The sequence below is a fragment of the Iodobacter arcticus genome (assembly GCF_042664895.1).
Taxonomy (GTDB): Bacteria; Pseudomonadota; Gammaproteobacteria; order Burkholderiales; family Chitinibacteraceae; genus Iodobacter; species Iodobacter arcticus.
On record NZ_JBHTBQ010000017.1, the window covers coordinates 1 to 14,384 of the forward strand.

14 protein-coding genes are annotated in these 14,384 nt (G+C 48.8%); 3 read left to right on the forward strand and 11 right to left on the reverse strand.

The window, feature by feature from the left end:
• Window positions 1-369: 369 nt before the first annotated feature.
• From ACFQNF_RS10370 to ACFQNF_RS10380, 3 genes are all read right to left on the reverse strand, one after another.
• Window positions 370-2,076 (reverse strand): proline--tRNA ligase, encoded by a 1,707-nt coding sequence (locus ACFQNF_RS10370; protein WP_380187921.1) that lies wholly within the window; start codon window positions 2,074-2,076, stop codon window positions 370-372.
• Between the two features lie 106 nt (window positions 2,077-2,182).
• On the reverse strand, window positions 2,183-2,863 hold the full coding sequence (locus tag ACFQNF_RS10375; protein ID WP_380187922.1) for an N-acetylmuramoyl-L-alanine amidase family protein: 681 nt from the start codon (window positions 2,861-2,863) through the stop codon (window positions 2,183-2,185).
• Window positions 2,838-3,179: a hypothetical protein gene (locus ACFQNF_RS10380; RefSeq protein ID WP_380187923.1), complete on the reverse strand. Its 342-nt coding sequence runs from the start codon at window positions 3,177-3,179 to the stop codon at window positions 2,838-2,840. Before ACFQNF_RS10380 ends, ACFQNF_RS10375 begins: the two co-directional genes overlap by 26 nt.
• Window positions 3,180-3,542: 363 nt before the next feature.
• On the opposite strand from ACFQNF_RS10380, the gene ACFQNF_RS10385 reads away from it, so the two are divergent.
• From ACFQNF_RS10385 to ACFQNF_RS10395, 3 genes are all read left to right on the forward strand, one after another.
• Window positions 3,543-4,862: a sodium-dependent transporter gene (locus ACFQNF_RS10385; RefSeq protein WP_380187924.1), complete on the forward strand. Its 1,320-nt coding sequence runs from the start codon at window positions 3,543-3,545 to the stop codon at window positions 4,860-4,862.
• 75 nt (window positions 4,863-4,937) lie between these two features.
• Entirely contained in the window at window positions 4,938-5,615 is a 678-nt protein-coding gene (tsaA, locus tag ACFQNF_RS10390; protein WP_380187925.1) for a tRNA (N6-threonylcarbamoyladenosine(37)-N6)-methyltransferase TrmO, read from the forward strand.
• A complete protein-coding gene (locus ACFQNF_RS10395) occupies window positions 5,612-6,487 on the forward strand; it encodes a patatin-like phospholipase family protein (RefSeq protein WP_380187926.1) in 876 nt (291 codons plus the stop codon). The genes tsaA and ACFQNF_RS10395 overlap by 4 nt, the downstream gene beginning before the upstream one ends.
• A gap of 287 nt (window positions 6,488-6,774) precedes the next feature.
• Here ACFQNF_RS10395 and dinB read toward each other — a convergent pair whose 3' ends face one another.
• From dinB to argC, 8 genes are all read right to left on the reverse strand, one after another.
• Window positions 6,775-7,848 carry a DNA polymerase IV gene (dinB, locus tag ACFQNF_RS10400; protein ID WP_380187927.1) on the reverse strand — a complete coding sequence of 358 codons (1,074 nt, stop codon included), beginning with the start codon at window positions 7,846-7,848 and terminating at the stop codon, window positions 6,775-6,777.
• Window positions 7,849-7,984: 136 nt separating this feature from the next.
• On the reverse strand, window positions 7,985-9,064 hold the full coding sequence (locus ACFQNF_RS10405; RefSeq protein WP_380187928.1) for a hypothetical protein: 1,080 nt from the start codon (window positions 9,062-9,064) through the stop codon (window positions 7,985-7,987).
• Between the two features lie 104 nt (window positions 9,065-9,168).
• Window positions 9,169-9,771 (reverse strand): malonic semialdehyde reductase, encoded by a 603-nt coding sequence (locus ACFQNF_RS10410; RefSeq protein ID WP_380187929.1) that lies wholly within the window; start codon window positions 9,769-9,771, stop codon window positions 9,169-9,171.
• Window positions 9,771-11,264: a polyphosphate:AMP phosphotransferase gene (gene pap, locus ACFQNF_RS10415; RefSeq protein ID WP_380187930.1), complete on the reverse strand. Its 1,494-nt coding sequence runs from the start codon at window positions 11,262-11,264 to the stop codon at window positions 9,771-9,773. The genes ACFQNF_RS10410 and pap overlap by 1 nt, the downstream gene beginning before the upstream one ends.
• Window positions 11,265-11,475: 211 nt before the next feature.
• Window positions 11,476-11,826: an iron-sulfur cluster insertion protein ErpA gene (gene erpA, locus ACFQNF_RS10420; RefSeq protein WP_046352180.1), complete on the reverse strand. Its 351-nt coding sequence runs from the start codon at window positions 11,824-11,826 to the stop codon at window positions 11,476-11,478.
• Window positions 11,827-11,977: 151 nt separating this feature from the next.
• The gene (locus tag ACFQNF_RS10425) at window positions 11,978-12,388 is read right to left on the reverse strand and encodes a bactofilin family protein (protein WP_380187931.1); all 411 of its coding nucleotides are present in this window, start codon (window positions 12,386-12,388) and stop codon (window positions 11,978-11,980) included.
• A 2-nt stretch (window positions 12,389-12,390) separates the two neighbouring features.
• The gene (locus ACFQNF_RS10430) at window positions 12,391-13,083 is read right to left on the reverse strand and encodes a DUF6776 family protein (protein WP_380187932.1); all 693 of its coding nucleotides are present in this window, start codon (window positions 13,081-13,083) and stop codon (window positions 12,391-12,393) included.
• A gap of 90 nt (window positions 13,084-13,173) precedes the next feature.
• The gene (argC, locus tag ACFQNF_RS10435; protein ID WP_046352177.1) at window positions 13,174-14,202 is read right to left on the reverse strand and encodes an N-acetyl-gamma-glutamyl-phosphate reductase; all 1,029 of its coding nucleotides are present in this window, start codon (window positions 14,200-14,202) and stop codon (window positions 13,174-13,176) included.
• Window positions 14,203-14,384 lie beyond the last annotated feature (182 nt).

The window sequence follows — 14,384 nt, forward strand, 5'->3', positions numbered from 1 at the left end:
AAGCACTCACACTCATCGACTGTATTTTTTTAAAGATCATTCGCTGCGGCTCGAACACCGTGTTGCTGTGTGTGCTGCAGCGAGAGGCCGAAATATACGGCTCTAGGCCGCATCGGTCAACCACTACCGTACAATAAAAGCGCAGTAATGATGTAAGCATTTGATTTGATAGATTACTAATTTGTTGGATTTCTTATTCACATCAACGTCCCGCTTCCGCAGACGGCGCTTAAACGAACAAAAATGGCAGCACCACGCATGAAAAAGCCAAGAAACATACAAACTATGTGGCTGCCACGCCTCTCTCCATGCAATGGATACAAAAAAAGCGCTGTATTATATACAGCGCTTTTTCTTGATAACTACATATTACTTTTCGCCAAGAACGCGAACTACATCGGCTAAAGCGATTTTCTCCATCTCGCCACCGGCACGGGCGATGTATTCAACCATGCCTTCAGCCAAGCCTTTTTCACCAATGGTAATGCGATGCGGAATGCCGATGAGTTCCATGTCAGCAAACATCGATCCCGGGCGCTCGTTTCTATCATCGAGCAAGACATCAACGCCTGCAGCAACAAACTCGGCATACAGCGCATCGGCCGCAGCTTTGATGGTTTCTGAGCGGTGATAACCCATAGGCACAATCGCAACGGTAAATGGTGCAATCGCTGCCGGATATTTAATCCCACGTTCATCATGATTTTGCTCAATAGCAGCAGCAACGATGCGCGACACACCGATCCCATAGCAGCCCATTTCCATGGTTTTTAGCGAACCATCTGCATCGGTAAACTGACACTTCATCTTTTCTGCATAAGTGGTGCGCAGTTGGAAGATATGACCCACTTCGATACCACGGCAGATTTCTAATGTGCCTTTGCCGTCCGGGCTTGCATCGCCATTCACAACATTACGAATATCGGCAACGATATTTGGCTCTGGCAGATCACGGCCAAAGTTAACCCCTGCCAAGTGGAATTTCGGCTTGTTTGCGCCACAAACGAAATCGCTCATTGCGGCAACGGTGCGATCTGCAATCACACGCACGCCAGCTGGAATACCGACCGGCCCAAGAAAACCCGGTGGGCAATTAAAAGCGGCACGGATTTCTTCATCACTGGCAAAGCGAAAATCAGCCATGCCTTCAACCTTAGCCAGCTTCACTTCATTCAGACTGTGATCACCACGCAGCAAGGCAATGACTAGCTCATTGGTAGAGGTCATCAAGGCCAGTAATTTAACGGTGCGATCAATGCTGATATCCATGAGTGCAGCAACGGCTTCGCAAGAAGTTTGCTTCGGAGTATCGACATCACGCATCGCTTCGCTTGGTGCACGGCGTGGCTCGGCTGGCGCAAAGGCTTCGGCCAGCTCAGTATTGGCTGCGTAATCTGAATCTGGGCAATAGGCCAATAAATCTTCGCCCGCATCCGCCAACACATGGAACTCATGGCTGCCAGAACCACCAATTGCGCCAGTATCGGCCGCCACGGCACGGAATTTCAAGCCTAGACGAGTAAATACATTGGAGTAGCTTTGATACATCGCACCGTAAGTGGCTTGCAACGACTCAAAGTTGGCATGGAAAGAATAAGCATCTTTCATCGTGAATTCACGCGCACGCATCACGCCAAAACGCGGGCGGATTTCATCGCGGAATTTAGTCTGAATCTGGTAAAAACTCACCGGCAATTGCTTATAGCTGCGTAATTCTGAGCGGGCGATATCGGTAATCACTTCTTCGTGTGTTGGGCCAAAACAAAACTGGCGCTCATGACGATCAGTGATTTTCAGCATTTGCGGGCCAAACACATCCCAGCGACCGGTTTCTTGCCACAATTCTGCAGGCTGCACGGCAGGCATTAACATTTCTTGCGCGCCCGCTTTATTCATTTCATCGCGGATCACGGCTTCAACTTTACGCAGTACGCGCAAACCCAGCGGCATCCATGTATAGAGGCCTGATCCAAGGCGCTTAATTAAACCTGCGCGCAGCATTAGCTTGTGCGAGATCAGTTCGGCCTCGGAAGGCGCTTCTTTTAAAGTTGAGAAATAAAATTGTGACGTGCGCATGGCGGCAACCGAGTTCATTAAAAAACAAAGAGGAGATTTTAGACGATAGACCCGCCCCTGTGCCAACCTTGCATAAACATTTCGCAAAAGAACAGGGACTTCCAGCTTACTTTAGGCAGGCAAGGCCCTTTAAAACGGCTTCGGCCATGTGGGTTTGAGTCGCAGGCTCTTGCAAAGTAAGCGCTTCGGCGCGATTCACAATCACCCCCGCTTCAAACAAAACAGCGGGAACTTTGCCAAGGCGCACTACAACAAAATCTGCATCATAAATACCTAAGCGAGGATCCAGCTGCACACGCTCTTCCCCTGCAATACCTGGAGCATGATGGTTAGTCGGCTTAAACCCCTGAGCAAGCAAGGATTGCGACATCGCCTGGGCACAGGCCAGAGAGCGGCTAAACTGCGGGGCTTGCGAGTGGACAAATAATGAATAGCCACTAAATTGATCCGCATAGCGCTGGCTCTTGCCTGCTACATCCCATATTTGTAAATACTGCGGCTGAACCGAATCATGATGGATAGAAATCAGTAAATCAGCCGAGGCTGCGGCCTGTACCCGAGCGCGTAATTCACGCATCCGCCCATCCGCATTAATGAGAATCACCTTATGACCTGCCGCCTGCAAGGTGCTTTCTACTTGGCGAGCGAGCGCTAAGTTATAACTAAACTCGCTCACCCCATAAGCACTCGTTGCACCAGGCGCAGCCAGATAATGGCCAACATCAACGGCAATGGTGGCGGCCCGTGCCGACACGGCACAACTAAGCAGTAGGAGGAATCGCCACATTGGCTTTCTCAGCACGTTTAATTGCAATTTTAGGGCGCAATATATTCATCATCACCACATCGCGTAGCCACATCAGAAGCAATAACCAAACGACCAGTACGCCCGCATAGGGAATACTATTATTTTGGAAATTAGGCCAAACAGAAGCCAAAACAGGATTGATTACAAATTGCACGCTGGCAATCACCACGACGAGCAAGACTAACGTTGACATGGCGCGTTCTTTTAAAAATGTGCCGCGCAGCAAAACACGTTGCTCCCAACGGCTTAGGCCATCAAGCTCAGGGACATTATCGGGGCGAAAATAAAATGACATGGCTACCTCACAAAAGAGCGGCTAGTGTCGCGTCTTGTTTCTAGCTTGGCAAGTCAAAAACTCCCCTCCCCCTTCTTTTTATTCATTGCGCGGACACAATCAATCCCAAGTCAGCCATACACGCATAAAGAATAAATAGAAACAATCAAGTAACTATTCAATGAAGATAAAAAATAACAAGTCAGGTTAAATGCAAACTTACCCATTAAATCACCAAAAGCCATAAGCCTTTTTTGATTTATAAAGATAGCCTTTCAGCAAATCAGCTTATTGATGCCATCTTTTCGAAATCTGTCTTTCAAAAAAATGACGGGGTAGTTCTATGTCCTTTTTTTCAGCAGCAATTATTTCGGAAAATGATCTATGTCTCGTGCAAATTGGGGCTCTCGCCTCGGCTTTATTCTGGCCGCTTCTGGCTCCGCAGTTGGCCTAGGTGCCATCTGGAAATTCCCCTATGTAGCAGGTAAAAATGGTGGCGGTGTGTTCCTGCTGGCCTATCTTGCCTGCGTTTTCACCGTCGGTATCGCGCTTCTTCTCGCAGAAATGGTGATTGGCCGCGCAGCCAATCGCTCTGCAACCACGGCGTTCCGTGATTTAAAAGGCGGTCTCTGGCCTTGGGCTGGGCGCTTATCTGTACTGTGTATTTTTATTGTGATGGCTTACTACAGCGTGGTCGGCGGATGGGTGATTGCTTACATTGGTAAATCCATTACTGGCGAAGCGCTGGGGCAAGATACTAAAGCACTCGGTGCCGCCTTTACGCACTTTATTGCTGACCCTGCCAGCTCCTTGTTTTATACCGCCATATTTCTAGGCGTAACCGTTGCCGTTGTATTAGGCGGAGTACAAAAAGGCATTGAGCGCATGAGTAAGGTGCTAATGCCTGCGCTATTTATCTTAATGCTGGTGTTGATTGCCCGCTCGCTTACCCTGCCCGGTGCATGGGAAGGCGTTCGCTACTTTATTACCCCAGATTTTAGTAAGCTAACTTCTGCCATGGTGGTTGATGCCCTTGGGCTGGCTTTCTTCTCACTGTCTCTGGGCATGGGGATTATTATTTCCTATGGCTCTTATGTAGATAAAGAAACCAATCTAGCCGGTGCAACACTGTGGATTTCTATCTTAGCCACCTTAGCTAGCGTCTTAGCGGGCTTTATGGTTCTACCTGCCGTATTTGCTTTTGGCGTTGACCCAGCAGCTGGCCCCGGCCTGACGTTTATCACCATGCCAGCCATCTTTGCGCAAATGCCATTTGGCCAAGCATGGGCGATTGCCTTCTTCTTGCTGCTGTTATTTGCAGCGCTCACCTCATCGGTATCGATTGTTGAGCCGATTGTTAGCTACTTTATCGATGAGTTTGGCTGGGAACGTCGCCGCGCGGCTTATATCACTACCGTTGCCGTCTTTATCGCCAGCATCCCGGCGGCACTCTCATTTGGCACCATGGCAGAGAGCAAGTTATTTGGCAAAACAGCGTTTGATCTGATGGACTACGCAACATCCAACATCATGATGCCTGCAGGCGGCATTTTAGTTGCCATCTTCGCGGGTTGGACGATTTGGCCACGCATCCATAGTGAGCTACTCAGCAATGGTGGCGGGCGCTGGATCCCTGCTTTCCGTGGTATTTGTGCCATCGTTGCGCCAATTATGATAGGCGTGATCTGGGTACATAATCTGTAAAGCAAAAGACACTTTCGCATATAATCCAGCGGGGCTTCGGCCCCGCTTTTTTTTTGACTCTTTGTGGACGCCAGCGTGAGCAGTTTTACCTTTCAGCCCATCGGCTACTTGGCCACTCCCTTTGCAGATAAATTTGGTATTCCACGCCAGCCCAGCCTAGCCCCCAACGCCTTAGGCGTACTTAAGCTGCAACCACCTTATAACCGTGCCGAAGCCGTACGCGGCCTGGAGGCGTTCTCCCATGTCTGGCTTACCTTTGTGTTTCACCAAAGCGCCACAGACTGGAAGCCCACGGTGCGCCCGCCTCGGCTAGGTGGTAATACGCGCATTGGCGTTTTTGCCAGCCGCTCACCGTTTCGGCCTAATCCAATTGGCTTGTCTTTAGTCGAGCTCATTAAAGTCGACACCCAATCTGGCGTCACCCTCACATTTAAAGGCATTGATTTAGTAGATGGCACGCCTATTTTAGATATCAAGCCTTATATTCCTTACGCTGAAAGCATCCCCGATGCACAAGGTGGCTTTGCGAACAGCCCGCCACCAGAACTCGCGGTTGTTTTTAGCCCTGAAGCGGCAATCCACATGAAGCCAGAGCTGCGTGCGCTGATTGAAGATGTATTAAAACAAGATCCACGCCCCGCCTATGCAAACGATGCAGACCGTATCTATGGCGTAAGACTCTATCAATTCGACATAAAATGGCGCTGCGATGGGCAAACGGCCTACGTCATCGCCTTGGAGAAAATCGTATGAAAAAACTGTTTGCCAGCTTAATCACCCTGAGCTTTTTAGCCGCGTGTACCAGCAACCCACCTGCTGCGCCTAAACCACTCCCAAAACTTAAAATTGGTCTAGCCCTCGGAGGCGGAGCCGCCAAAGGCTTTGCCCATATTGGCGTGATTAAAATGCTGGAAGCCAACGGCATTGTGCCAGATGTGGTTTCAGGCACGAGTGCCGGCAGCGTGGTTGGCGCACTTTACGCTTCGGGAATGGATGGCTTCACCCTGCAAGAACGTGCATTTGGCCTAGATGAATCGCAAATCCGCGACTTAAGCCTGCTATCCGGTGGCTTAGTGAAAGGGCAAAAACTACAAGATTACGTCAATAAACTGGTTGATAACCGCCCCTTAGATAAGCTCAACAAGCCTTTTTCGGCAGTCGCAACCGAGCTAGATACCGGCACGCGTATTTCGTTTGCACGTGGCAACACCGGCCAAGCAGTGCGCGCCTCATCTAGTATTCCCGGTGTATTTGAGCCGGTAATGATTGCTGGCCGTCGCTATGTGGACGGTGGCGTCATCAGCCCTGTACCGGTTGATGCAGCCAAAGAGCTAGGCGCTGATTTTATTATCGCCGTTGATATTTCATCCAAAGCCAATGGCAGCAACACACCGAACAGCATGCTTGGGATAGTGAATCAAGCCGTCATGATCATGGGCCAAAAGCTAGGCGAACAAGAAATGATCCGCGCAGATTTTATTATTCGCCCCAAAGTGGGCAAGATTGGTGCCGCTGATTTCGACCAGAAAAACGTCGCCATATTAGAAGGTGAAAAAGCCACCGTTGTCGCCATCGCAGAAATCAAACGCCGTATGCTGGAAAAACAAAAGGCGCTGGCTAAATAGGCAACTGAAATTTGTTCGCTTACGCTTGTTTGCTTGCCATATCAGCGAGTCAACAAGCGAAGCTGGCATTGTTTTTTCTGAGTGATAAAGATGCTTTAGCTTAAAGCTAAGCCACCAAAATATTGAACCACAAAGAACGCAGAGTTTCACAGAGTAAACAATAGATTTTATGGTTTTCTCTGTGGTCTCATTTTACTCTGTGGTTCAAGGTTTAGCTCTCTATCAAGGCGAGCTGAAGCAGCTTGCTAATCTGCTTATTTTTTAAGCAGAAATATGGTGATCCCCCATCACGCAGGCCATAAGCAAAGCTGCTCTGGCTGCACTCTGACCTCTTCAAATCTTGCCCCCACACCCAAGAGCCTCACGGGCTTTTTGCCCCGCTCAAAACCTTCAGCCAACAAAAGGCTAAAGGTTTCTATAGATGGATGCGGGCAAATGCACTCCACCGTGGTTTGGCTAAAATCACTGAATTTTATTTTTACGAAAGCTTTATGCTGGCGTTCGCCGATGGCGCGCTGCATACGCTGCTGCCAATCGCCCACTAAAGCAGGCAAGACCGCATAACAAGATGCTAAATCAGGCAGGTCATGATCAAAGGTGTTTTCGACCGATAATGATTTTCGCCGCTCATCAGTGGCAACAGGGCGCAAATCTATCCCTCGGCACTGCTCAAACAACTGGCTGCCAAATTTACCGAATTCTCGCAGCAATCGCTCCAAGGGCCAGCCCTGTAAATCGGCACAACAATGCGCACCCTGCCTTGCCAAACGGGCAGCAGTGACCTTGCCTACACCCCAGAGCTTTTTAAGCGGTAAGCTAGGCATAAAAGCATCGACATCCTGCGGGCGGATCACAAACTGCCCGTTGGGCTTATGCCAATCGCTAGCGATTTTGGCTAAGAGTTTATTTGGGGCAATGCCTGCACTGGCCGTAATGCCGACTTCTTTGGCAATACGTTCTCTAATTTCCAGCGCCATGCGTGAGGCACTGCCCTGACAATGCGGCAGCCCCGTTACATCTAAATAAGCTTCATCCAAGGACAAGGGTTCAATATTGTCTGTGTAATCGGCAAAAATAGCGCGCATCGCTTGTGATGCGGCACGATAACGAGGGAAATCAGGGGGAAGTAAAACGAGCTGAGGGCACAGTTGCTGTGCTCGATAAGTCGACATCGCCGAGTGCACACCAAACTTGCGTGCCGGATAATTACACGTGGCAATCACACCACGCCGATCAGCTTCACCACCAATCGCCAGAGGCACATCGCAGAGCGCAGGTTGATCGCGCATTTCTACTGCGGCGTAAAAGCAATCGCAATCAATATGGATGATCTTGCGCTGAGCGTACACGATGTAATCCAAGAAGAATCTGTGTCGTTATTGTACGATCGTTCTATAGGAATGTCAGCTTTAACATCCGGGCGGCTGATGTAAGGTGCATAAACCACCATACCTCTAAATGCGCGAGCACCTCTTGCAAACAAAAAAACCTGCACCATCAGGCCTCATGCTGGTGTAAAGCAAGCAAATCAAAGAGCTGAGGCTCAAAATACTCGCCCTTCTCGTCCCAATGCCGTAACTGGAAAGCCAGTTTTTCTAAGGAAATGAGCCCAACTCCAAATCGATCACGTGTTCTTTTAAGCATCTGTGCCTGACCTAATAAAAAAGCACGCCGGTCTTCTACTTCTTTTCTTTCCCGCCGATGCGCGCCCAGTGATAAATGCAGCCAGATCACCATCGGTGCCGCAAGCCACCACCATTCCATAAACAAGCTGACCAGCGCCAGCAGTGATAAAGACACATACCAACACTGATCAGCAAATTCGAACTGTGGCATCCAGTTAGACAGCGATGGCCAGCGGCGCTTTAGCAAAGAAGCGGTTAGCTGATCATCCAGCGCATCATGCTTTTTACGCGCCAGCCCCGTATCCAGAGCAAGGGTGACATACCACTGAGTAATCAAGGGGCAGTGCAGCCAAGGAGAAGCTAAATAACGCTGTAAATGCTCGCTTAACTGAATTTTAAATGCTTCACTCAGCAAAGGCGGCACGCTGTCATTTTGTGTTTCACTGTGCGCATGCTGAACCAAGAGCGGATAACCCGCCACATCAGTCAGCTCACGGCGACGATTAGACAATAAATCTGGGGCAAGCTCTAACTCCGGATGATCCAGGCGCACATAATTAAAGAGCAACCCTTCTAGCTTAGAGAAATCCGGCGTTTTGCCCTGCTCGTTTTTTAGCTGATCACGTAAACGAAGAATTTCGGCAGAAACTTGGGAGCCAATAGGCGCTGCCTCTGGCACCCAAGTAAAACGCAGTAAGTTTTCTGCTTTATAAAAGGCTTCTTCATACTGCCGTGCATAGCCTTCGTAATACATGCCCATCGCTTCAGCATCACGTGTTTTATCGCCAGTGAGCAGAGGCAAGGTAGGCGGAGCGCGTTTTAAATCCAAACCAATTCGATTTGCAATGGTTGCCAGCTCAGGCGCAATACCTGCCCGAGCAAACAGGGGATCAAGATCGCGCTTTTTTTGCCGAGCTTGCTCCAACGCCTTCCAAACACTCCATTCCGCCATTATTTTCCCAAAAACTAATTACTGATTACAAATCATCGCGTAGAAACACGAAAAAGATAAAAACCCCGATCATTTCTTCGCGTTTCTATAAACAAGAAAATCTCTTACTCAATCCGGCAAGCTTGCGAGAAATCCAAACGTGGGTTTCTTGGGTAAAGCTGAGCTGTATCGCCATAGCCCAAATTAATCAGAAAATTAGAACGCCACTGGCTGCCCGCAAAGAAAGCCTCATCCACTTTAGACAAATCAAAACCAGACATAGGGCCGCAGTCTAAGCCTAATGCGCGAGCAGCCAGCATTAAATATGCACCTTGCAGGCTACCGTTTCTTTGTGCCGTACTTGTGATTGCGGCTTCATTACCCGCAAACCAGCTTTTTGCATCGGCTTGTGGAAATAATGCGGGCAGTTGTTCATAAAACTCTAAATCATAAGCAACAATAACCGTCACTGGCGCACTCATGGTTTTTTCAATATTGCCTTCGCTTAGGCTAGGCAATAATTTAGCCTTTGCCTCTGCTGATTTAACAAAAATAAATCGTGCTGGCGCAGCATTAGCCGAAGTCGGCGCCCATTTTAATAAATCATAAAGCTGATGCAATAACTCATCACTCACAGGGCGCTCTTGCCAGGCATTATGCGTACGGGCTTCGGTAAATAATTGTGCGCATGCTTTTGCATCTAAAGGTGTATTTAAACTGAAGCTCATTATTTTTTATCCTTACGTTGTAGACGAGACTCTACAGCCTCACAAAGTTTTTCTAGAATACTGATTCGGGCCTGATATTTATTATTAGCGCCTATCATATGCCAAGGTGCATGCAGGGTATTGGTGCGATCAATCATATCGCTGGCTGCCACGATATATTCATCCCATTTCTCCCGATTACGCCAATCTTCATCGGTGATTTTAAAACGTTTAAATTCAATTTTTTCACGCTCTTCAAATCGCCTTAATTGCTCTTCCTTGCTAATTGCCAACCAGAATTTCAGCACAATGCTATTAGCGGCATCTAATTCTGCTTCAAAATCATTAATTTCGTTATAAGCACGCATCCAGTCGGCACGAGGCGCATAGCCTTCCACTCGCTCAACCAACACACGGCCATACCATGAGCGATCAAAAATAGTCATCCGCCCATGCTGAGGTACGTGCCGCCAGAAACGCCAGAGATAAGGCTGGGCGCGTTCTTCTTCTGTCGGAGCTGCAATAGGAACCACCCGATACTGACGCGCATCCAGCGCAGCGGTAATTCGCCGAATGCTGCCGCCCTTGCCTGCGGCGTCCATGCCTTCAAAAACCAAAGAAACCGAGGTGTTTTTAAACTTGGGATGACGCGTCAACAGATTCAAACGACCTTGCAATTCTTCAAGCTTAACTGCGTAATCTGCCTTACTTAAATCGCCATCTAATTCTAGTTTATCCAAGAGACGCAGGCCATCGATCGATGGCAGCAAAGGTGCGGCTTCAACACGATTTTGCTTGGGTGTTGCCCGGGCAAGATGATGCTTGATGGCTTCTTCAATCTGCTTGCCTACGGTGAGCGAGCGATAATTAGCATCGCTGCCTTCAATGATTCGCCATGGCGCATCGGCCAGATTAGTGCGCATCACCATCGCAAGCTGTGCTTGCATAATCTGATCATAATGTTTTAAAAACTGCTTATCTTGCGCGGTGACCCGCCAGGCAGTGCGATCATCCGCTTCCAGTTTTTTAATCCGTTTTTTAAGCTCATCTTTCGGCAAATGCAGCCAGAACTTCAGCAGTAGCACGCCTTCATCGGCCAGCATTTTTTCAAAGCGGGCAATGCGCTCCACCTCATGCTCAAAGCGATCTGCATAACCACCTTGCAAATAATCCCACATCGGCCCTGCATACCAGCCGCCAAACATCAGAGCAATTTTGCCTTTGGGTGGCAAGGCGCGCCAATAGCGCCACATGGCAGGCCTGGCCAGCTCTTCATCACTTTTAAGCCCGAAAGCATGGCTCTCAATTAAGCGGGGATCCAGCCATTCGAGTAATAAATTAGCCGTTTCTGCCTTACCTGCCGTGGGCACACCGCCCAGTAAAATCACAACAGGAAAATGAGACTGCTCTTTTAATTGGTATTGCACCGCAAGCAGCGCTTCACGCAATAAAGGCTCCTGCTCTTTATAAGTACTCTTATCAATTTTATGGCCCAACTGCGCTGATTCAAACATGCCTACCCTCCCATTGAGTAAGCTCATTATCAGTCAGTAGTATGGAACTACACCAGCGAAAACATTGGGCTTCGCAAGCTCAGCACCAAGCTACACATCACTTTTCTTTGAGTTCAGAGAAGTTATTATGCGCCAAGGGCTTAGCTAAAGATCAGCAAGGAACAGGCGAAAAAAAAGGAAGCCAAGCTTCCTTTTATGGATTCAGACCAACTTAAACCGAGAATGAAGAACCACAACCACAAGTGGTCGATGCATTTGGGTTTTTGATGGTGAATTGCGAGCCTTCGAGGCTTTCAACGTAATCAATCTCGGCGCCAACCAGATATTGATAGCTCATTGGATCGACCAAGAGCGTTACACCGTTCTTTTCAACGGGCGTATCGTCCTCATTGGTAATTTCATCGAAAGTAAATCCGTACTGGAAGCCAGAACAGCCACCGCCGGTTACAAACACACGTAATTTCAGATCCGGATTGCCTTCTTCGATAATCAGATCACGGACTTTTTCCGCAGCAGAATCAGTGAAAACAAAGGGGATTGGCATGTCGGTCACAGTGTTCATGGGACACTCCAAGAATAGTTGACTAAAAGGATAAGGTATTATCTACCGTGCAGACTACAGCGGTCAATCTTAGCTGCCTACTGGACTTAAGCACCCTGAATAAAGGGAAGTCCGGTTACAAGAAAATCCAGCATCCCTAGACAGGTTTAAGTCAGGTAGGCTGCGAGACAGTCGGAAAGGTGATCGGATCGACTTCTTCCTGCTTGCCATTGCTTAAATGCAGCAGCTTGCCTTGTATCATCGCTCCAGCATGCATTTCTAATGTTTTATAACTCAAGTCACCGGTAATGCGCGCCTTGGTTTGCAATTCAACATATTGAGCTACTTCAATCGGCCCAACAATTTCGCCGTTATGAATCAGATGGGAGCATTGTACGCTGCCTTCAATACGTGCTTTTTCACTGACCACCAAAGTACCATTTTTTGGATCGCTGGCAGAAACCCGGCCAATCACTGTGCCATCAATTCTTAAGCCACCAGCAAAGCTAATATCGCCCCTCACTGTCGTGCCCTGGCCAATCAGGCTATCTATTTTGGTCGAACCTTTTTTGCTTTTAAACACGCTCATCCTCCTTTTTTCTGGCAGCTGGCAACAGCTTGTTTGTTATTCTCATAAGAAACAAAAGGCTTTTCCTTGTTTCTTATGGGTTTGCTTTCCCCGCCTGCGGGGTCGATACCTTCCATAAAAATACGTGCTTCAAATAATTGTGGCTGCACGCTGGCTGGTAAAGTCAGCTCACCCTCCTGACGCAGATAATGGCTAAACTTCACGAGCAAGGGCTCAATCTGCAGATTTTGGCGTTTACCCTGCTCCTGATATTGCACACTGGCTTGTAAGCGCCCGACAAACTCAGTACTGCGATCCGTCCCTTGCACCAGCAGCAATCGGTAACGCCAGCGCCCGCCACCAATAGATTGCAGCTCACAAGCGCTAAAACTTACAGCTCGGCTGCGATCATTACTTTGCAGCAGCGATTCAAAAAAAGACAGGGTTTCTTGCTTCGCCGCCAGCTCGCTTTGTGCAGCACCCAAGGCTTGCAGCAAACCATCTCGCTCGCCTTGACCAATTTTAATTTGCTGCTCAAGCATCTGCAGCTTGGCTTGCCCCGACCCTAGTTGCTCACTTTGGCTGGCTAAGCGCTGCATTTTTTCTGCCGTGCTGACTGCATTACGATCAAAAGCGTACTGATAGCCCAAATAAGTACCAATCGCCAGCAAGCTGGCCGCTATACAAAGCAGCAATACAATCCGCAGCAACCTGCTTCCCCAGCCAATCACAGGCTGCAGCGAGAGAGGCGCGGCAGTAAGCCGCGCTCTTTGCAAACGATAAAAGCGTTTGAGTGGCACTTAAGGTAATAAGGGAACGATATCGAGGCCTGTGCCTTCAGGCAGATCGAAGAGGATATTCATATTTTGCACGGCTTGCCCTGCCGCACCTTTGACCAGATTATCAATGGCCGACAAGATCACAACCGTATCGCCGCCTTGCGGGCGATGAACTGCAATCCGGCACACATTCGCGCCACGCACAGAGCGGGTTTCAGGATGCGAGCCAGCAGGCAGCACATCAACAAATTGCTCGCCGTGATAGCGCTGCTCAAACAAAGCTTGCAAATCCACATCTTGAGTGATTTTTGCGTAAAGCGTGGCATGAATGCCACGAATCAGTGGCGTAAGATGCGGCACGAAAGTTAAACCCACATCGGTCCCGGCAACACGCGCCAAGCCTTGACGAATTTCTGGTAAATGGCGATGCCCTGCCACGCCATAAGCCTTAAAATTATCCCCAGCTTCGGCAAATAAGGCGCCCACTTCGGCTTTGCGGCCAGCACCCGATACACCCGACTTACAATCGGCGATCAGGCTAGTCGTATCAATAACACCCGCCTCAATCAGCGGTAAAAAGCCAAGTTGAACCGCTGTTGGGTAGCAGCCTGGATTAGCAATCAGGCGCGCGCCTTTAATTGCAGCACGATTAATTTCTGGTAAGCCATATACGGCTTCTTCGACCAGCTCAGGCGAAGCATGTTGCATGCCATACCATTTAGACCATTCGGCGAGATCTTTAATACGGTAATCCGCAGCCAAATCGATCACTTTAACGCCTGCATCGAGCAGCTCACGAGCTTGCTGCATCGCAATGCCATTCGGCGTTGCAAAAAACACCACATCACATTCAGTAAGACGGGCTTCTTCAGGGGTAGAGAAAGCCAAATCTACCCAGCCACGCAAGCTTGGATACATTTCGGCAACTTTCATGCCTGCTTCTTTTCGCGAAGTCACGGCTTGCAGTTTTACACCAGAATGACGCGCCAACAAACGTAATAGCTCTACGCCGGTATAGCCCGTACCGCCAACAATCCCCACCTTGATCATGCTGTGTCGTCTCTTTTAGTTAGGTATGCCGAATCTTAAAACAAAAAGGGCACTACTCGCCCAAACATTTCACGAAAATATAAGGAAACCCAGTTGTTCGATCAAACTTTGTAAGCTATTTACCATGTCCAGATAACACAAAAGCCACCCGAAGGTGGCTTTTGTAGAAAGCAGTACCAGCG